General features: G+C 26.8%; 20 protein-coding genes and 1 CRISPR repeat array. Of the genes, 9 read left to right on the top strand and 11 right to left on the bottom strand.

Annotation, left to right across the window (positions count from 1 at the left end):
- Nucleotides 1–11 precede the first annotated feature (11 nt).
- Together cas1 and cas2 are read left to right on the top strand one after the other, a co-directional pair.
- Nucleotides 12–884, top strand: coding sequence for a type II CRISPR-associated endonuclease Cas1 (gene cas1, locus ATH_RS05925; protein ID WP_066184547.1), 873 nt, complete (start codon nucleotides 12–14; stop codon nucleotides 882–884).
- On the top strand, nucleotides 881–1,237 hold the full coding sequence (gene cas2 / locus ATH_RS05920; RefSeq protein ID WP_066184546.1) for a CRISPR-associated endonuclease Cas2: 357 nt from the start codon (nucleotides 881–883) through the stop codon (nucleotides 1,235–1,237). The genes cas1 and cas2 overlap by 4 nt, the downstream gene beginning before the upstream one ends.
- A gap of 47 nt (nucleotides 1,238–1,284) precedes the next feature.
- Nucleotides 1,285–3,163: a CRISPR direct-repeat array (repeat unit 36 nt; unit sequence ATTATATCAAATGGGGATTTGAGAGTAGATTAAAAC).
- A gap of 6 nt (nucleotides 3,164–3,169) precedes the next feature.
- Here the strand turns inward: cas2 and kdsA are convergent.
- The gene (gene kdsA, locus ATH_RS05915; RefSeq protein ID WP_066184544.1) at nucleotides 3,170–3,970 is read right to left on the bottom strand and encodes a 3-deoxy-8-phosphooctulonate synthase; all 801 of its coding nucleotides are present in this window, start codon (nucleotides 3,968–3,970) and stop codon (nucleotides 3,170–3,172) included.
- Between the two features lie 140 nt (nucleotides 3,971–4,110).
- Entirely contained in the window at nucleotides 4,111–4,989 is an 879-nt protein-coding gene (locus ATH_RS05910; RefSeq protein WP_066186830.1) for a DMT family transporter, read from the bottom strand.
- A gap of 114 nt (nucleotides 4,990–5,103) precedes the next feature.
- On the opposite strand from ATH_RS05910, the gene murA reads away from it, so the two are divergent.
- Together murA and ATH_RS05900 are read left to right on the top strand one after the other, a co-directional pair.
- The gene (murA, locus tag ATH_RS05905; protein ID WP_066184540.1) at nucleotides 5,104–6,369 is read left to right on the top strand and encodes a UDP-N-acetylglucosamine 1-carboxyvinyltransferase; all 1,266 of its coding nucleotides are present in this window, start codon (nucleotides 5,104–5,106) and stop codon (nucleotides 6,367–6,369) included.
- A 2-nt stretch (nucleotides 6,370–6,371) separates the two neighbouring features.
- Nucleotides 6,372–6,944: an HNH endonuclease gene (locus ATH_RS05900; protein ID WP_066186835.1), complete on the top strand. Its 573-nt coding sequence runs from the start codon at nucleotides 6,372–6,374 to the stop codon at nucleotides 6,942–6,944.
- Here the strand turns inward: ATH_RS05900 and ATH_RS05895 are convergent.
- From ATH_RS05895 to tlyA, 7 genes are read right to left on the bottom strand one after another with little or no spacing between them, the layout of a single operon-like run.
- Nucleotides 6,941–7,711 carry a YihY/virulence factor BrkB family protein gene (locus ATH_RS05895; protein ID WP_171017461.1) on the bottom strand — a complete coding sequence of 257 codons (771 nt, stop codon included), beginning with the start codon at nucleotides 7,709–7,711 and terminating at the stop codon, nucleotides 6,941–6,943. The genes ATH_RS05900 and ATH_RS05895 overlap by 4 nt on opposite strands.
- Before the next feature lie 2 nt (nucleotides 7,712–7,713).
- Nucleotides 7,714–9,102, bottom strand: coding sequence for an FAD-binding oxidoreductase (locus ATH_RS05890; RefSeq protein WP_066184534.1), 1,389 nt, complete (start codon nucleotides 9,100–9,102; stop codon nucleotides 7,714–7,716).
- Nucleotides 9,099–9,842, bottom strand: coding sequence for a plasminogen-binding N-terminal domain-containing protein (locus ATH_RS05885; RefSeq protein ID WP_066186842.1), 744 nt, complete (start codon nucleotides 9,840–9,842; stop codon nucleotides 9,099–9,101). Before ATH_RS05885 ends, ATH_RS05890 begins: the two co-directional genes overlap by 4 nt.
- Entirely contained in the window at nucleotides 9,829–10,341 is a 513-nt protein-coding gene (bcp, locus tag ATH_RS05880) for a thioredoxin-dependent thiol peroxidase (RefSeq protein ID WP_066184530.1), read from the bottom strand. Before bcp ends, ATH_RS05885 begins: the two co-directional genes overlap by 14 nt.
- Before the next feature lie 11 nt (nucleotides 10,342–10,352).
- Entirely contained in the window at nucleotides 10,353–11,066 is a 714-nt protein-coding gene (gene cmoA / locus ATH_RS05875; RefSeq protein ID WP_066186845.1) for a carboxy-S-adenosyl-L-methionine synthase CmoA, read from the bottom strand.
- Nucleotides 11,059–11,940: a bifunctional riboflavin kinase/FAD synthetase gene (locus ATH_RS05870; protein ID WP_083202019.1), complete on the bottom strand. Its 882-nt coding sequence runs from the start codon at nucleotides 11,938–11,940 to the stop codon at nucleotides 11,059–11,061. Before ATH_RS05870 ends, cmoA begins: the two co-directional genes overlap by 8 nt.
- Complete coding sequence (gene tlyA / locus ATH_RS05865) at nucleotides 11,900–12,619, bottom strand: 23S rRNA (cytidine-2'-O)-methyltransferase TlyA (protein ID WP_066174404.1); 720 nt, start codon at nucleotides 12,617–12,619, stop codon at nucleotides 11,900–11,902. Before tlyA ends, ATH_RS05870 begins: the two co-directional genes overlap by 41 nt.
- 14 nt (nucleotides 12,620–12,633) lie before the next feature.
- Between tlyA and ATH_RS05860 the strand changes: the two genes are divergently transcribed.
- The 3 genes from ATH_RS05860 (at nucleotide 12,634) to ATH_RS05850 (ending at nucleotide 15,040) form a co-directional block, all read left to right on the top strand.
- A complete protein-coding gene (locus tag ATH_RS05860; RefSeq protein WP_066174399.1) occupies nucleotides 12,634–13,206 on the top strand; it encodes an IMPACT family protein in 573 nt (190 codons plus the stop codon).
- A gap of 73 nt (nucleotides 13,207–13,279) precedes the next feature.
- Nucleotides 13,280–14,539, top strand: coding sequence for a putative Na+/H+ antiporter (locus ATH_RS05855; RefSeq protein ID WP_066174394.1), 1,260 nt, complete (start codon nucleotides 13,280–13,282; stop codon nucleotides 14,537–14,539).
- A 9-nt stretch (nucleotides 14,540–14,548) separates the two neighbouring features.
- Nucleotides 14,549–15,040 carry a hypothetical protein gene (locus ATH_RS05850; protein ID WP_066174390.1) on the top strand — a complete coding sequence of 164 codons (492 nt, stop codon included), beginning with the start codon at nucleotides 14,549–14,551 and terminating at the stop codon, nucleotides 15,038–15,040.
- Nucleotides 15,041–15,042: 2 nt separating this feature from the next.
- Here ATH_RS05850 and ATH_RS05845 read toward each other — a convergent pair whose 3' ends face one another.
- On the bottom strand, nucleotides 15,043–15,306 hold the full coding sequence (locus ATH_RS05845) for a hypothetical protein (protein WP_066174389.1): 264 nt from the start codon (nucleotides 15,304–15,306) through the stop codon (nucleotides 15,043–15,045).
- Nucleotides 15,307–15,392: 86 nt separating this feature from the next.
- On the opposite strand from ATH_RS05845, the gene thiI reads away from it, so the two are divergent.
- Both thiI and ATH_RS05835 read left to right on the top strand, forming a co-directional pair.
- Nucleotides 15,393–16,853 carry a tRNA uracil 4-sulfurtransferase ThiI gene (thiI, locus tag ATH_RS05840; RefSeq protein WP_066390316.1) on the top strand — a complete coding sequence of 487 codons (1,461 nt, stop codon included), beginning with the start codon at nucleotides 15,393–15,395 and terminating at the stop codon, nucleotides 16,851–16,853.
- Between the two features lie 19 nt (nucleotides 16,854–16,872).
- Nucleotides 16,873–18,219: a hypothetical protein gene (locus tag ATH_RS05835; RefSeq protein WP_066179371.1), complete on the top strand. Its 1,347-nt coding sequence runs from the start codon at nucleotides 16,873–16,875 to the stop codon at nucleotides 18,217–18,219.
- A 17-nt stretch (nucleotides 18,220–18,236) separates the two neighbouring features.
- Here the strand turns inward: ATH_RS05835 and ATH_RS05830 are convergent, their stop codons facing one another.
- Complete coding sequence (locus ATH_RS05830; RefSeq protein WP_066174380.1) at nucleotides 18,237–18,536, bottom strand: DUF3817 domain-containing protein; 300 nt, start codon at nucleotides 18,534–18,536, stop codon at nucleotides 18,237–18,239.
- Between the last annotated feature and the right edge of the window lie 196 nt (nucleotides 18,537–18,732).

The following is an 18,732-nucleotide window of genomic DNA, read 5'->3' as shown; positions in this document are numbered from 1 at the left end:
GAGTTTATAAAATGTCTTTTCAAAAACTCTATATAAAAAATAAAGCCTACTTAAGCTACACAAACAATTTAATCAAAATAAAAACAGAAGATAGTGAAAATACAGCTTGTCTAGATGATATAGATACCATTTTAGTAGAAAATTATCATACAACTATTACAACAGCCCTTTTAGCTCAGCTTTCAAAATCAGATATTAGTGTGATATTTTGTGATGAAAAATTTATGCCTAGTTCAATTTTATTAGGAATAAATAAAAATAGCCGAACAACAAAAATACAAAAAGCACAAGTTCTTTTAAGTAAACCAAAACTAAATCAAATTTGGCAAAAGATAGTTTACTCAAAAGTAGAAAACCAATCAAAAGTTTTAAAAATATTTAGTATAAAAGAGAATTATCTTGATAGTTTACTTCCAAGAGTAAAATCAAATGATAAAGAGCATATAGAAGCAGTAGCAGCTGCATACTATTTTAAAGAACTTTTTGATAGTGATTTTTCAAGAAATAGTTTATTAGATGGAAGAAATTCAGCTTTAAATTTTGGATATACAGTTTTTAGAAGTTCTATTTGCAGGTATTTAATAGCCTATGGATTAAATCCAGCTTTTGGAATACATCATAGTAGTGAACTAAATGCTTTTAATCTTGCAGATGATTTAATAGAACCATTTAGACCAATAATAGACCTTTTTGTAAAAAGAAAGATAAACAAAGATACAGAACTAACAAGTGCTATAAAAGTTGAACTTTTAAAACTTTTAGATGAGATAGTAATATATGATAATCAACGAGTTCAAATATCATATTGCATGAAACAAATAGTTGCAAACTATCAAAGTATATGTTTGGGTAAAGTTGAAGATTTAAAGCTTTTTAGATTATGAAAAAGCAAAAAAAAGAAGAGATAAGTAGGTATAGAAAAATGGTACTCTTTGCAATGTTTGATATGCCAACAGATACAAAAGGTGATATTAAAAAATATACAAAATTTAGAAAAAAACTTCTAGAGATGGGGTTTATAATGTTTCAATTCTCTATTTATGTGAGATTTTGTAACAGTTTAGAAACAGCACAAAAATATGAGAGAAAAATCAAAGAAATTGCACCAACAAAAGGTTCAATAAGAGTATTAAAAGTAACAGAAGCACAATATAAAAATATGATTATTATAGAAAATTATCGCAAAAAACCTGAAAAAAAAGTAGAAAAACAGACTCAAACAGTGCTTATTTTTTAGTGTAAAAACTTTATAAAACCCTGTATTACAGGGTTTTTGCCTACTCTATTATATCAAATGGGGATTTGAGAGTAGATTAAAACTCTGTTCAAGATGCACTAAGATTAAAGAGTATTATATCAAATGGGGATTTGAGAGTAGATTAAAACACTTTTGGTTTTATAATGCTTTTCACCTTTATTATATCAAATGGGGATTTGAGAGTAGATTAAAACTAGATGATGTGCGACAAGGTCAAGAGCTTAATTATATCAAATGGGGATTTGAGAGTAGATTAAAACATGAAGATGATGGAACAGAAAAAGAATACGATTATATCAAATGGGGATTTGAGAGTAGATTAAAACATACCTAGTTTATAACCCACCTAGAGACCAATTATATCAAATGGGGATTTGAGAGTAGATTAAAACATTATATAATTCAACTCCAATTCCCCATCTATTATATCAAATGGGGATTTGAGAGTAGATTAAAACAGAGTTTTTAGAATTAGTTAGTACAGAAGAATTATATCAAATGGGGATTTGAGAGTAGATTAAAACATGACTCATATATCCATTTTTTACAAAACTATTATATCAAATGGGGATTTGAGAGTAGATTAAAACAGAGCCTGTTCATAGTGGAGCAGATATTAAATTATATCAAATGGGGATTTGAGAGTAGATTAAAACCATTGTCGAGAGGGGAACAACCCAGACTAAATTATATCAAATGGGGATTTGAGAGTAGATTAAAACTTGGTTAAAAAAGGAATATTAGTAACTGTATTATATCAAATGGGGATTTGAGAGTAGATTAAAACCAGGAGCAGTTGAAATAATTACTTCAAGAAATTATATCAAATGGGGATTTGAGAGTAGATTAAAACTTGTTTATTTGTGAATTTCACGGCTAATTATTATATCAAATGGGGATTTGAGAGTAGATTAAAACTTACTATATAGGCGAACCAATAAGACCGAATTATATCAAATGGGGATTTGAGAGTAGATTAAAACTAGATGGAGAAATTATAAATCTTGAAAAATATTATATCAAATGGGGATTTGAGAGTAGATTAAAACTCATAGTTATATTGGAAACCCGACTCGCTATTATATCAAATGGGGATTTGAGAGTAGATTAAAACATAGACAATATCATCTTCGTACCTTGGATTATTATATCAAATGGGGATTTGAGAGTAGATTAAAACATTATAAAATTGAAGATGTAGAGCAAATAAATTATATCAAATGGGGATTTGAGAGTAGATTAAAACAGAAACTAATCCTGAAAAATCAATCCATTTATTATATCAAATGGGGATTTGAGAGTAGATTAAAACCTGTTTGTAGTTCTATTGTATCATCAATCTATTATATCAAATGGGGATTTGAGAGTAGATTAAAACAGAGTTTTATCTTGATAATTCACTTATAGTATTATATCAAATGGGGATTTGAGAGTAGATTAAAACTGGTTGCCATCTAACTATGGATATGCTGAAATTATATCAAATGGGGATTTGAGAGTAGATTAAAACTTTATTCTTTAGCTCATATATTTCAAGTCAATTATATCAAATGGGGATTTGAGAGTAGATTAAAACGTACGAGTGCAGTTATAACAGCTTATATACATTATATCAAATGGGGATTTGAGAGTAGATTAAAACACTAAATGCAATGTATACAAGTGTAAAAATATTATATCAAATGGGGATTTGAGAGTAGATTAAAACTAGGATATGAGTCAAATACTAGAATTATCAATTATATCAAATGGGGATTTGAGAGTAGATTAAAACGCTTCAATTTATTCAAATATTAAAAATTTATTATATCAAATGGGGATTTGAGAGTAGATTAAAACTAAGATGGATAAATTAACGGCAAAATCAATATTATATCAAATGGGGATTTGAGAGTAGATTGTAAAGAAGCTTTAGTTTCCTAAAGCCTCTTTAATAGCAAAAATTTCATTCATTGTTTTATAAAGTTGATCAATATGAAGCATATTTGGACCATCACTTTTTGCAACTTTTGGGTCAATATGCGTTTCAAAGAAAAATCCATCAACTCCAACACTAGCAGCCGCTCTTGCCATATATGGTACAAAAGAGCTATTTCCCCCAGTTGTTCCACCAGTGCTTGGAATTTGAACACTATGTGTTGCATCAAAAATCACAGGAGCATATTGTTTAAGAAGTAGTAAGTTTCTCATATCTACAACCAAAGCACCATATCCAAAAGTATTTCCTCTTTCACAAAGCCAAACACCAGCTTCTTTACTGCTTTCATAACTTACTTCATTTACTCCTCTTGTGTTTAATACTTTTTCAACAGGATGTTTCATAGCATCAGCTGCTAAAAATTGACCTTTTTTTATATTTATTTTTGCAGGAGTTTTAGCAGCAGCTACAAGTAAATCGGTTTGTCTACATAAAAAAGCAGGAATTTGTAAAATATCCATAATCTCTCCAGCAGGAGCTGCTTGATATGATTCGTGAATATCTGTAACTACTTTGTACCCAAACTCTTTTTTGATTTTTTCAAATATTTTTAAACCTTCATCAAGCCCTGGACCTCGAAATGAGCTTAGGCTTGTTCTATTTGCTTTGTCAAAACTAGCTTTAAAATAAAAATCAACTCTTTTATCTTCACTCAAAGGTCTTAACTTCTCTGCAATCTTTAAAACTGTATCCATATCTTCTAAAACACAAGGTCCTGTCATAACTGTTAGCATAATATATCTTCCTTTTATTTAATTGGTTCCAATTAAATAAAAGGAACCATATTGTGTGAAACTACTTTTTATTGAAATTTATAAAAAATCCTAAAAGTAGCAAAATCTAAATGGCTTTGAGAACAAAGCCTTGAACTAATCTATTTTTTACTTACCATTAATCCACTAAGAATAATCAAGATTATACCAAAAAGTACTATAAAAGATGGAAAAGCATCACCCATTAATAATCCTAAAAAGATTGAAAAGATTATATTACTATATGAAACTGTTCCTACAATTCCAGCTTTTGCACTAGCATATGCTTTTGTCATATAAATTTGTGCATAAGTTGAAAATAGTCCAAGTAAAATTATTATAATCCACTCATCTGGATTTGGCATAATAAATTTTCCTAACATAAAATCTAAATTAGGATTTGAGTAGAACTCACTAATTATCATAAAAATAAGTGGAAATATTGTACCAACTGCCATAAATGATAAAACTATTGCTCTTCCATCATAAAATTTTCTTAGCTCTCTTATTGAAGTATATGCAAGTGCTGCTCCAACTCCTGATAAAATACCTAAATAATCGGTTTTTTTAAGTGTGCTTCCATCAAATTCAGCAATAAACAAAATACCAATAAATCCTATAAATACTCCAATCCAGCCTTTAAATCCTATATGCTCTTTTAAAAAAAAGTAAGCCAATAAAGCAGTGAAAATTGTAGAAGTTTTTGAAAAAGTCATAGCTTCTCCCAAAGGAATATTTGCAATATTATAAAAAAAGAAAAGTAAAGCTGCAAAACCAACAGTTCCTCTAAAAATAAGTAGCCAAAACTTTCCACCAATCTGATTTAAAGGAGATTTGTAAATAGAAAAAAGTATGATAAAAACTCCAAAAACATTCCTAAAAAAAACTATTTCAATTGTGCTTAAATGGTCACTAAGCTCTTTTGCTGCAATTCCCATTAGTGCAAATAAAAAAGATGCAATAAGCATATATTGTACACCTTTTTTTACATTTTCTTCCAAAAATAAAATCCTTATTAATTAATATTTATAATCCAAAAGTATATCAAAATAGTAATTTAAAGTAAGTTTTAGATAAAATAGTTGTTATTTTAGTAAAAGTTAGTTAGGAAATTTATGGATTATTTAAAAATTATTGGAAACAAAGAATTAAGTGGTGAAATATCAATTTCAGGAGCAAAAAATGCAGCATTGCCTTTAATTGCTAGTACAATTTTGGCAAAAAATGAAACTATTATAAATAATCTTCCAAATGTTGCAGATATTAATACTTTTTTGAAACTTATAAAAATGTTAGGTGGAAGTTTTGAAAAAAATAGCTATTGTGTGAAAATAGATACAAGCACTATAAATAATACAAAAGCAACTTATGATATTGTAAAAACTATGAGAGCATCTATTTTAGTTTTAGGACCACTTCTTGCTAGATTTGGTCATTGTGAAGTTTCACTTCCAGGTGGTTGTGCTATTGGGCAAAGACCAGTTGATTTACATTTAAAAGCTATGGAAGCTTTAGGTGCAGAAATAGAAATTTGTCAAGGTTATATAAAAGCAAGTGCACCAAATGGATTAAAAGGTGCAAAAATTGTTTTTGATAAAGTAACTGTTGGTGGTACAGAAAATACAGTTATGGCAGCTGCTTTAGCAAGTGGAATAACTACAATAATAAATGCAGCAAAAGAGCCTGAAATAGTACAACTTTGCGAAGTAATTCAAAGTGCTGGTGTGAAGATTGAAGGAATAGGGAGCTCAAAAATAGTAATAGAGGGAACAGGAGGAAAGCTTTTAGATATAAAGGAGTTTTCTGTAATACCAGATAGAATAGAAGCTGGAACATATATGTGTGCAGCAGCTATTACAAATCAAAAATTGACTATTAAAAATATTATTCCAGCTCATATCGAAGCTGTTATTTCAAAACTTGAAGAGATGAATTTTGAGATTGAGATAAAAGAAGATGAATTAACAATTTTTCCAACATCAAAAATCTTACCAGTGAATATTATTACAACAGAATATCCAGGTTTTCCAACAGATATGCAAGCACAATTTATGGCACTTGCAACTCAAGCAGAAGGAACAAGTACAATTGATGAAAGACTATTTGAAAATAGATTTATGCATGTTAGTGAACTTTTAAGAATGGGAGCTGATATTCAATTAAATGGGAATATTGCTACAATAAATGGTAAAAGTGGAGGATTGAGTGGAACTGATGTTATGGCAACGGATTTAAGAGCATCATCAGCACTTGTATTAGCTGCACTTGTTACAAAAGGGGAAACAAATATACATAGAATTTATCATCTTGATAGAGGATATGAAGATTTAGAAGGAAAATTACAAAAAATAGGTGCTGATATATCTCGACATAAGGAGTAAATATGTTGAATTTTTTTAAAGAACTTTTTAGTAATAAAGATAAATTAGATGAAAAATCTTTAAAAAATTTAGGTGCATTTATTGGTCTTGTTGATGTTCATTTAAAAAGAGAGCATCCTTATATGAAGTTTGATTGTTCAGCATGTAAGGATATTGATAAAACAGAAGATATTAAACTTATGAAATCAATAATAATAGAAGAATCAATAAAGCAGTTTGTAAATTTTGAATATATAAAAACTACTCAAAAAGAGGTAAAAAAAGAGATATTATGGAGTGATTATGCAGTAAACTCTTTACCAAGCCAAAAAAAACCTATTGATTTTTTAAGAAGAAAAGAGATTATATTTCTAAGAGATAAACAGATTTGTAATAGATGTGGAAATAGTATTGAAAAACTAAATCAAGCTTACACAACATTTATAAAAGATATAGAGCTTGGTGGTGGGTATAATGTTGAAAACTTGGCATTACTTTGTGTAAATTGCAATCAAGTTATTTCAAATCAAGATAAGAAGTCATATAAAGATATTTTATTGCCTTTGAGGGATAAACTTTATAATCTTTTAGATTAATAAAAAGTATTTATTCTATGACACATTTTAATTCCATATAAATATATAATCCAAGATATATAAATCCAAAAAAATGTAAAAAGCAAGGTTGCTAAAGAGCCATAGATAGTTGTATAAGTTTTATTATAAATTACATAATATACAAATAGATTTTTCGTTATTGAAAGAGTTGCTAGAGTTATAAAAGATGAAATAGCAGATGCCTTTAAAGATATCTTTTTATTTACACTAAGTTTGAAAAGAGAGAAAAACATAAGCCAAGTAAATAAAAATAGAATAAGTTTTTTAAACTCATTTCCATCATTTAATGATATAAAAATATTAAAAAACATAAAAACAGTTGGAAAAACTATAAAAAAGATTGAGTATATAAAAAATGATTTATAAATAGCTCTTCTTTTTGTTTTATGTATTTTATTTACAATATAGTCATAATCTTTGAAAAACATTATATATACAAAAAGCATATATAAAATCCCAATAGTTCCAAGTTCTCCTGAATTTGAAATATATTTTTTTAGAGTTTCAACAATCTCAGCAGAGTGAGTTGGATTTAAAAAATTTAATAAAAAGTTTGTAAATGTATCAATATATGAGTTGAATTCAGGGATATTTGAAACTATAGCAATAGCAAGAGCAATGATAGGTAAAATAGAGAAGATAGTAAAAAAACTAAGACTAGCTGCAAAATATGTTGTGTCATCATTAAAAAATGAATTAACTCCTGCAATAATCTTTTTTATAAATGTTTTTTTACTATATATCAATATTAAAGACCCATTTTAAATGGATTTAAAATATTATTTGGGTCAAAGGCCTTTTTAATACTTCTAAATAGATTCATCTCAGCATCTGTAAAAGCAATATTCATAAAAGGAGCTTTTGATAATCCAATTCCGTGTTCTCCACTTAAAGTTCCTCCCATATCAACAACTAATTGAAAAATTTCTTCAATAGCTTTGTGTCCATCAGCCATCTCTTTTTCGTTTGTTTTATCTTTTACCATGACATTTACGTGAATATTTCCATCTCCAGCATGTCCAAAACAAGGAACTTGGAAACCATATTTATCTCCAATTTTATAAATTTCGTCTAGTGCTTCTGGCAACTTACTTCTTGGAACACTAATATCTTCATTTAGTTTTTTTGTTCCATAAACCATAGTTGCTGGACTTGCATTTCTTCTAGCAAACCATAGTTTTTTACCTTCTTCTTCATCTTTTGCAACAATAAAATCTATTGAACCATTCTGTTTAAATGACTCTTTTAAAATATTTAATTGATCTTCTATTTCAGCTTGGCTTGAAGCATCTACATCACCAATTAATATTCCACCAGCATTTTCAGGTAAGTTTACTTGAGGAAATTTTTGTTTTAAAGCTTTTATTACAAGAGCATCTAAAAACTCCATAGCCACAGGATTTGCACCACTTGCAAGTGATTTAAAAACTGCTGTCATTGCTGTATTTACATTTGGGAAAACACCCATATATGTTTTTTTGTATTTTGGTTTAGGAATTAATTTTAATGTAATTTCTGTAATTACAGCTAATGTACCTTCACTTGCTATTAAAATTCCAGCAACATTGTATCCAGCAACATCTTTTATTGTTTTTTTACCAGCAACAATAATATCTCCATTTGGTAAAACAGCTCTTAATGCAACAACATAATCTTTTGTAATACCATATTTAGCAGCTCTCATTCCACCAGCATTTTCACTTACATTTCCACCAAGAGTTGAATACTCTTCACTTGCTGGATCTGGAGGATAAAATAATCCAACTTCTTCTACTGCTTTTTGAAACTGCATATTTATAAGTCCAGGTTGAACAACTCCAACCATATTTTGCATATCAATTTCAAGTAGTTTATTCATATGTCTTTCTAAGCTTAATATTATTCCACCATTTGAAGGTAGTGCACCACCTGTAAATCCACTTCCAGCTCCTCTTGGAACTATTACAATTTTGTGTTCATTACAGTATTTTAAAATCTTGCTTATATCTTCTTCATTTCTTGGAAAAACAATAGCATCTGGCTCAAATCTACTTCTTGTAGCGTCATAACAAAAAGCTATTAGATGAGCTTTATCTGTTTTAATATTTTCATCTGTAACAATAGAAGCAATATAATCTAAATGTTTTTTTTCTATCATTTTTTTATTCCTAAAATTTTAATATAGTGTGAATCATAATCATCTTTTTTCTTAAACCAAGAAGAGAAGCTTATAAAACTATCTTTTATCTCTTCAACTCTTGTAAAAAAAGGTAATTTCTTTTCTAAATCATCTTTTTGTAAATAATCAAATTTATCTAAAATTGAAAAAGTTTTGCTATCTAAAATATAAAGATTATCCAAAACTACAATAAAAATAGTACCTAAATTTTGTTCAATTGTAAAATCTTGAATCTCTTTTTTTGTAGGATATAAAGAGTTCGTGAATTTAAGTTTTGCACCTAGAATATCAGGATGAATAAAGTTGAAATTAGGAAATTTTTTTGAAATATCATCAAAACTTTCAAAATTTGGAGCAATCAAAAGAGAGTTTTGATAAAGATAATTTAAAATTAATTTATCATTTATTTCAACTTTTCTCTTTGTTGTAGCAATTGCATCTTGCTTTAAATCATCAAAGGCAAAAAACTCTACAACACTTCCAAAATCATCAGAGCTGATAACTTTTACATTTGATACAATTGTGCTAAATTTATCATCATATGTATGAATTACTATACCTGTTTGACCAATTTTAAGGTTTGCAATATCAATTTTACTTCTATTTTTTTCAATATTTGTAATATCTACATTTATAGTTTCAAAATTACTATTTGCAAAAGTAAAAAATGGTACAAAAAAGCAAAATATTGCTAAAAATTTAAATCTATTTATAAACACTTTGCAACTCTTCTAGTTTATTTTTTACTTCATCTACATGCAAAATTTCTATTTGCTTTCCATCTTTTTTAACTTTTTTTCTTACACTTACTTTATCCCAGATATGAGCAATTTCACCTTTTGGGTTAATTATAAAAGTAGTTCTAACTATTCCCATAAATTCTTTTCCCATAAATTTCTTAAGTTGCCAAACACCATAATCTTGACACATTTTTTTATCTTCATCTGCTAGTAAAGATATAGATAAATCATATTTCTCTATAAATTTTCTATGTCTTTCGCTACTATCAGCACTTACTCCAATTATACTTGCTTTTAATGAATCAAATAGATATAAATTTGATGAAAAATCACAAGCTTGTGTTGTACAACCTGGTGTCATATCTTTTGGATAAAAGTATAAAACTATCCAATTTCCTTTTATGTCTCTTAAACATATTTCTGTGTCATCTTGATTAAAAGCACAAAAATCTGGTGCTACTTTTCCAATTTCTAACATAATTTAATCCTTTATTTAATAGCTATAAACAAAGCAAAGTTTACCCATTTGAAAACCATTTCACAATGAGAAAAACCAGCTTCTTTTATCATTTTTTCATTCTCTTTTTGAGTATATGGAATTAAAACATTTTCCAAAGCTTCTCTTTTTTGAGATATCTCAAACTCACTATAACCTTGGTTTTTTTTATAATTATAATACTCATCTATTAGTTGTTTATTTAGCAAATTTGATTCTGCTAAAATTTTTTCACAAAATATAAAAACTCCACCTTTTTCTAAACTATCAAAAATCTTTGATATAAGTTTTTCTCTTAAAAGTGGTCTTATAAACTGCAAAGTATAATTTGCAAAAATTACATTTGAGTTTGAAAAATCTACATTAAAAATATCATCACAAATAAAATTTATTTCAACTCCATATGCATTTGCTTTTTTTGAAGCAAAATCAAGCATAGCTTCAGAACTATCAACTCCAAAAAGATTTAGATTATTTATCTCTTTACTAGATTTTGCAAGTTCTATTAAAGTTGAAGCAGTTGAACAACCTAAATCCACAATCTTTGCATCATCTTTTAGAAAATTATTAGCCAAAGCAATACTTAGCCTTTGCATCTCTTTGTAATAAGGGATTGATCTTTCTAACATATCATCAAAAACACTTGCAACTTCTTCATCAAACTCAAATTGTTTTTTTATTTTTTTATTAAATACTTTATCAGTCATTCTTTATTTTATCCAACTTTTCATAAAAATATTTTTTTGCAAAGTTTACATCACAAATTATTTCATCTTTTAACTCTAAAAAAGAGTTAAATTTTTTATTATCTCTTATCTTTTCTATAAATTCTATTGCTACATTTTCAACAATTACTTCTATATCTTCATCCAAAATATGAGTTTCTATAGCAAAAACATTATCTGTACTATTTCTATGTCCTAAAAAACTCACAGATGGATAAGTTTTATTATCAAAACTTGTTTTTGTGATATAAACTCCACTTTTAGGAAGTAAAAAATCAATTACTTCAAGATTTATAGTTGCTACGAACTCTTTTTTACCTAAACCCTGACCTTTTATATGCTTTCCATATATTTTATAATTTTTTCCAAGAAATTTGTTTGCCAATTTTATATTGCCACTTAATAAAAACTCTCGAATATATCTTGAATGAATAGCAGAATCATCTAAACAAACTTCATCAATAATAACAACATTGCCTTTAAAATGATTTTTTAAATCATTAGTGTTGCAAGATCTATCTTTACCAAAAGCAAAATCAAAACCTACAACAATTTTTTCTAAATTAGGAAATTCAAACTTAAGAAGATTTATAAACTCAACTCCATCTAAGCCTTTTATTTTATCTAAATCATAAAAAAATATTGGATATTTTGAATACTCTTGTCTATAAAATTTTGGAGTTAAAGATGCATGACCTGTTTCAATACAAATTATTGCTCCATTTTCATCTAAATTTGAAAAAAGTTTTTGATGAGCTAAATGCATTCCATCAAAACCACCAATAGCTATTGATTTTATACTATTTTTATCAATTTTATTTTCTACAAAAGTAGAAAAACTCTTCACTGTTTCCATCTTTTCCTTCAAGTTTGCTAATACTGTTTTTCTCTAATATCCAATTTAGTTCTAAAGTTTTTGCCAAAAATCTATCTCTTGCAAGTTTTTTGGCTTTTTCATCTTTTACAACACCTTTTTTATCTCTTTTAACACCTGTTCCAACTTCAAATTGTGGTTTAAAAAGAATTATTATTTTTTGAAATTTTAGGCTATTTATAGCATCAATTATATTTAAAATTGATATAAAAGAGACATCACAAGTCACAATATCAAAATATATTTCACTTTTAAAATCTCTAATGTCACAATTTTCAAAAAATTCTATTTTTTCACTTTTTTTCACTCTTTCGTGAAGTTGATTACTTCCAACATCTACACAAAAAACCTTTTTTATATTATTTTCTAATAAAATTTGTGTAAATCCACCTGTGCTACTTCCTATATCTAAAGCTACTTTATCTTTTAAATCAAATTTATCATCTTTTAAATCTTCTAAAAAATATTTTAGTTTATAAGCAGCTCTACTTACATAAAAATCTTCTTCTAAAAGTTCAATTTTCATACTTTCATCAACTAGAAATGAAGCTTTTGATACAATTTTGTCATCAATTTTTACTTTATTTGACTTTATTAGTTCAAGTGCTTTATTTCTACTTTGAATATTAAAATGTTTTGTAAGGTATAAATCTAATCTCATAAGGAGAATTATAATTGAAATTTGTTCAAAAAGAGTTTACAGCAACACTAGATGAAAAAAAATCAAAATTTTTAGCTTTTTTAGTACCATATAAAGATTTTGACAAAACAATGCAAAGATTAAAAGCTGAACACCCAAAAGCTGTTCATCATGTATATGCTTATAGATTTTTAAATGAATTTGATCAAATTGTAGAAAATTGTAGTGATGATGGAGAACCAAGAGGAACAAGTGGAAGACCATCTTTGGCTGTTTTAGCTGGAGCAAATATTATAAATAGTGCAGCTATTATTGTAAGATATTTTGGTGGAATAAAACTAGGAACTGGTGGACTTGTAAGAGCTTATAGCAATAGTGTAAATGAAGTTATAAAAGTATCAGAGTTTGAGCTTTATAAAAAATTAATAAATAAAATATTAGAGTGTGAGTATAGTTTTTTATCACAACTTGAATATATATTAAAAGAAGCAAAGATAAATATCGTTTCTCAAGAGTTTCTTATGAGTGTAAAAGTAAAAATAGAGCTTACAAAAGAAGAGTTTGATATATTAAAAGAAAAACTGCCAATAGAGGTAAAGATTTTATAAAATAATTAATTGGTTAAAAAACTATTAATAAATTTTAAATAAAATCGGACAAATTTAAGAGTTAGGAAAGAGAATGCAACCAACAACACTGCAAATTATTGCTGCTATAATATTTGCATTAGCAATAATACATATATTTTCAGTTAAATATTTTGAACATTTAGCACATAGAAGTGAAAGGCATTCAGGACTATTTCATCTTTTAGGAGAGATTGAAGTGGTTTTTGGAATTTGGGCCATGATTTTAGTTATTTTTATGTTTGCTTTTATGGGAAAAACAAAAACTATGGATTATGTAAATAGTAGAAACTATGTAGAAACAATGTTTGTTTTTGTAATTATGGTAATTGCAGCAACAAGACCAATTTTACATTCAGTTGTTTGGCTTGTAAAAAAACTTTCAAATATGTTACCAAGAAAAGGAGCAACTGGGTTTTACTTTGTTGTTATGTGTGTTGTTCCACTTTTGGGTTCACTAATCACAGAACCAGCTGCAATGACTCTTGCTGCACTTATTTTAAGTGATAAACTTTTTTCACAAGGAATATCAAATAAACTAAAATATTTAACATTAGGTGCTTTATTTATAAATATATCTGTTGGTGGAACTTTGACAAATTTTGCTGCTCCTCCAATTTTGATGGTTGCTGGTACTTGGGATTGGAGTAGTACTTTTATGCTTACAACTTTTGGATGGAAAGCTATGATTGCAATAGTTATAAATACAAGTTTAATAATAATTGTATTTTATAAAGAGTTATCAAATATAAATATAAGAACAACCGTTAGTGAAAAAGAGAAAATACCAAAAGCAATTGTAATTACACACTTTGTATTTCTTTTTTTAGTAATCTATTTTGGACATTATCCAGCGTTTTTCTTAAGTATATTTCTTCTATTTTTAGGAGTTACTTATGCTTACCAAGAGTATCAAGATAGATTAATGTTAAGAGAAGGGCTTTTAGTTGCATTTTTCCTTGGAGGACTTGTAATTTTAGGTGGACAACAAGAGTGGTGGCTAAAAGATATAATTTCAAATATGAGTAATGCAGAAGCATTTGTTGGAGCTATTACTTTAGGAGCATTTACAGATAATGCAGCTATTACTTATCTTGCTTCAATCGTAGAAGGCTTAAGTGATGATTTCAAATATTATATAGTTGCAGGAGCAGTTGCAGGTGGTGGACTTACAGTTATTGCAAATGCACCAAATCCAGCAGGTGCAGCTATTTTAAAAAGTCATTTTCAAGATGGTTCAATAGATCCAAGATATCTATTTTTAGGTGCACTTATTCCAACAATAATTGCAGCTATTTGTTTTATTATTTTATAAGGAATTTTAATGGTTACCAATTTTGCGAAATTTGCAAGAACTAATAAAAGTTTAGTAGTTTTCTCAAACTCTTTTGATCATATTGAGCTTTTTAAAAGATTTTATAAAGATAGAGTAAAACCAAATGAGTTTGGTTTTATTAAAATAAATGGAAATAAAATTTGTCTTTTACACGAAGATTTGAAGTGTGATTTAATACAAGGAAAAACAAATGAGTTAAAAAGAGAGGCTTTGCTTGATAGTTTTATGCAAGAGTCAAAATATATTATAACTTCATCAAAATTTATAATTTTTCCTAAAAAATTTACATATAAAAGAGTTGCACAAAGATTGTTTAGAGATTATATAATACAAGGTGCTGGTGAAGTGATTTTTGAAAAAACACAAAATGGGGTAGAAGTTAGTTGTTTTGGAGAATCTATATATTTAAATGTAAAATCAAGAGCAATTGATTCCCTAATTATTAAAGATGAATTAGAATCATTATTTGATGAAGATTAGGATTAAAACTCCTCATCTTCATCATCACTATCAAAGCAGTAAATACACTCTTCATCAAAGAATGAATACTCTTCATAAGTAAAAAACCTTTCACAGCTATCACATCTAAAACAATCATGCTCTTTTGAAAGTTTTTGTTCTAGCACCTCACTATCAAGTTTATGTTTTAATGCATAATCATCAAAGATTTGGTAAACATTTTTGTTTTTTTCATCTTTTAACTCTTTTGCAAGTTCTTGCAGTGAATCAATACTATCTATATCCATTTTTAACCTTAAATTTTTAATGTAAAACCCATATTATCTCAAAAAATGTTATAATCGAAACTTAAAAAAAATAGTGGATAAGAAATATGGATGAAAAGAGTATAAAAACACAAAAATTTATAATAAAATTTTTTACAGAGATTATGATAAAAGGGGATAGAGCAAAAAAACAGATGATAAATCAGCTTTTTGTAAATCTTACAAAAATATCAGATGATATATCAAAACAGATAGTTTTAAAAAAGTTTTTTGACAAAATAGAGCTAGTTTGCCCTTTAGAATTTGTAGATATTTTAAGAGAAAAACTACTTTGCACTTCAGGAATAGAACAAGTTTTAGAAGCAATACAGATAGATAATATGCATACTTTAGATTATATAAAAGTTGAAGTAAATAAATATATGGGGCATTTAATAAAAGATAAAACATTTGTTGTAAGAGCAAAAAGAGTTGGAACTCAAGATTTTAAATCAACAAATATTGAACAAACTGTTGGTGGGTATATCTTAGCAAATAATCCAAGTAATGGAGTTGATTTAAGAAATGCAGATATTACAATTAATCTGGAACTTGAACATAGTAAATTAAATATTATTACAAAAAAATATTATGGAATGGGTGGTTTTCCTTTGGGAACACAAGGAGAAATACTATCTTTAATGTCTGGTGGATTTGATTCAACAGTGGCTTCATACTTATCAATGAAAAGAGGATTAAAAACACACTTTATATTTTTTAATTTAGGTGGAACTGCTCACGAAATTGGAGTTAAACAAGTTGCTTGGTATTTATGGAATAAATTCTCTAGTTCACATAAATTAAATTTTATTACAATTTCATTTGAAAATGTTGTAGAACAGATATTTAAAGATGTAAGTCCTTCGTACATGGGAGTTATGTTAAAAAGATTGATGATACAAGCAGCACAAAAAGTTGCAAGTGAATTAAAAATAGATGCAATAATTACAGGTGAAAGTGTAGCACAGGTTTCAAGTCAAACTTTAAGAAACTTAAGATTAATAGATGATGCTAGTGAAACTTTGATTTTAAGACCATTAGCTTTTATGAGTAAACCAGAGATTATGGATATAGCAACAAAAATTGGAACAAAAAAGTTTGCAGAAGCTATGCCTGAATATTGTGGAGTTATCTCTCAAAATCCAGTAACAGCTGGAAGTTTTGATAGAGTAGAAAAAGAAGCAAGAGCATTTGATTATTCTGTTTTAGATGAAGCTGTTAAAAATATGAAATTAAAAAGTATTGATGAAGTTTTAGATGATGTTTGTGAAGTTGGAACTTTGGAAGTTGTAAATAATCTTTTAAAAAATGATATTGTAATTGATATAAGACAAAGTGATGATATTATAAAACTTGATTGTGAAGTTTTAAAAATACCATTTTATAGTTTAAAAAAGGAGTTTAAAAAATTAGATAAAGAAAAAACTTATCTTTTATATTGTGATAAAGGGGTGCTTAGCCAGTTACATGGACAATACTTAAAAGATGAAGCAGGATATACAAATATAAAAGTGTATAGACCAAATTAAATTAAAAAAAAGGCGAAAAATGAATAAAAAAATAATCATATCATTGATTGTTGTTGTAGCTATTTTAGCTGCAAGTTGTTTTGCACTTAAAAAAAGTGTAAATAGTAAAATAGAGGCAAAAATAGAAGAGATAAGAAGTAGTGGTTTTAATATAAGCTACAATGAAAGATTTTCTATTTTTAGTGTTAAAGCTGATGGTAAATTAGAAATTACTAACTCTAAAGAAGCTTTAAATTATATTGTTTCTCTTCAAGAATATGAAGAACAAAGAGAAGATTTACAAAGAGTTGTTGAGTCAATTGATGAATATACATTAATGGATATTTTTGAAGGTATGGTTTATGACTATGATTTTAGTGTTAATTTAATAAGTTCTGGAGTTGATTTAAATTTATATTTAACAAAGCTTTCAAGCTCTTTAATGGAAGAGATAGAAAATGCAAGAGATCAACAAAAAGTACAAATTCTTGTAGATATGCTAGAAAATAGAGATATTCATTTTAATATTGATGAAAAATTAAATTATAAATTTAAAGATATTGATCTTTCAAATGAAGATTTTCAAATTGTTCTAAAAGGTTTATATGGTACAAAAAATAGTACAAATATTGATTTATATGAGTTTAATGTACCAGAAGAAGGATTGAATTTAAAACTTGAGAAGATAAAAGTTTATTATGAAGAAAATAGCAAAAAAGAGATGATATCTAAATTTAGCGTAGAAAAAATAAACTTTTTTGCAGAGAGATTTGATTTTGAATTAAATAAGTTAAATCTTGACTCTTATTCAAAAACTTTAGAAAACCTTTTAGCTAGTAAAACTAATATCTCATTTGATAAATTTAGTTTAAATAGAGTAAATTATTATGCAGAAGAAGAGCTAAAAACAGAGCTAAATAATATTAATTTAAATATTGATTTAAATCAATTTCCATTTCAAGAGTATAAAGATTTTCTAAATGCTTATGCAACTATGAATATTGATATGTATAATTTCTTTGAAAAAGGACAAATACTTTTACAAGCTATTTCAGAAGCAAAAAGTAATATAAATATAAAAGCTAGTTCAAAAGATTTTATCTTAGAAAATTTAAATATATTTAAAGAACTAGGAATAGATGGTGATATTTTAGTTAGTCCAAATCTAGCAGAGATGAATTTTTCAACTCCTAATAATCTTTTTGATAAATTATATTTTGAGATTAAAGTAGATAAAGAGTCTGTACAAAATGCTATAAATAATGGTAATTTTAATAGAAATGATGAAATAAGAATAATTGAAACAGAAGATAAAAAATATAATCTATTTAAAATAGAGTTAAAAGAAAAAGGTGTTTTTGTAAACGATAGTTTTCAATTAAGATAGAGAAAAAAGAGGAGTATTTAGATACTCTCTTTTTTTTTCATAATCTCTTTTTCTATTAAAATAAATAGAAATGGAATTAAAGAGTAGATAAATAACTTCAAAGAGAAAATAAAATTCCATTTATACTTCTTCATAGCTCCATATAAAGCAATACAAAAAATTATAAAAAATATTCCGTGAATCATTCCAAATATTTTTGTAGTCATTGGTTCATCAAAATAATATTTCATAGGCATTGCAAAAAAAACAAGTACCAAATAAGATATTCCTTCAACAATAGATATAGTTCTAAATTGAGAAAATTTCGTTCTAAACATATATAAGCCTTAAATTTTTTTAGAAAATTATAGTGAAGTAAACTATATACTAACTTATGATTACAAATAAGACTCAAAATATAGGGATAATATTAAGAATAAAATAGATATCATTATTGCCAAAAATAACAAAAAAATATTTTTTTAAAACGACATCTTTTGTCAAATTATTATTATAATATTGCTTAAAATTATA

This window comes from Aliarcobacter thereius LMG 24486 (assembly GCF_004214815.1).
Lineage (GTDB): Bacteria > Campylobacterota > Campylobacteria > Campylobacterales > Arcobacteraceae > Aliarcobacter > Aliarcobacter thereius.
Note: the sequence above shows the minus strand (reverse complement) of the source record. Positions and strands in the feature narration are given on the sequence as shown.

Bases quoted from the DNA above. Each gene is read 5' to 3' on its own strand.
- cas1 (WP_066184547.1), top strand. From the start codon at position 12: ATGTCTTTTCAAAAACTCTATATAAAAAATAAAGCCTACTTAAGCTAC.
- cas2 (WP_066184546.1), top strand. From the start codon at position 881: ATGAAAAAGCAAAAAAAAGAAGAGATAAGTAGGTATAGAAAAATGGTA.
- kdsA (WP_066184544.1), bottom strand. From the start codon at position 3,970: ATGCTAACAGTTATGACAGGACCTTGTGTTTTAGAAGATATGGATACA.
- murA (WP_066184540.1), top strand. From the start codon at position 5,104: ATGGATTATTTAAAAATTATTGGAAACAAAGAATTAAGTGGTGAAATA.
- ATH_RS05900 (WP_066186835.1), top strand. From the start codon at position 6,372: ATGTTGAATTTTTTTAAAGAACTTTTTAGTAATAAAGATAAATTAGAT.
- ATH_RS05890 (WP_066184534.1), bottom strand. From the start codon at position 9,102: ATGATAGAAAAAAAACATTTAGATTATATTGCTTCTATTGTTACAGAT.
- bcp (WP_066184530.1), bottom strand. From the start codon at position 10,341: ATGTTAGAAATTGGAAAAGTAGCACCAGATTTTTGTGCTTTTAATCAA.
- cmoA (WP_066186845.1), bottom strand. From the start codon at position 11,066: ATGACTGATAAAGTATTTAATAAAAAAATAAAAAAACAATTTGAGTTT.
- ATH_RS05870 (WP_083202019.1), bottom strand. From the start codon at position 11,940: ATGGAAACAGTGAAGAGTTTTTCTACTTTTGTAGAAAATAAAATTGAT.
- tlyA (WP_066174404.1), bottom strand. From the start codon at position 12,619: ATGAGATTAGATTTATACCTTACAAAACATTTTAATATTCAAAGTAGA.
- ATH_RS05855 (WP_066174394.1), top strand. From the start codon at position 13,280: ATGCAACCAACAACACTGCAAATTATTGCTGCTATAATATTTGCATTA.
- ATH_RS05850 (WP_066174390.1), top strand. From the start codon at position 14,549: ATGGTTACCAATTTTGCGAAATTTGCAAGAACTAATAAAAGTTTAGTA.
- ATH_RS05845 (WP_066174389.1), bottom strand. From the start codon at position 15,306: ATGGATATAGATAGTATTGATTCACTGCAAGAACTTGCAAAAGAGTTA.
- thiI (WP_066390316.1), top strand. From the start codon at position 15,393: ATGGATGAAAAGAGTATAAAAACACAAAAATTTATAATAAAATTTTTT.
- ATH_RS05835 (WP_066179371.1), top strand. From the start codon at position 16,873: ATGAATAAAAAAATAATCATATCATTGATTGTTGTTGTAGCTATTTTA.
- ATH_RS05830 (WP_066174380.1), bottom strand. From the start codon at position 18,536: ATGTTTAGAACGAAATTTTCTCAATTTAGAACTATATCTATTGTTGAA.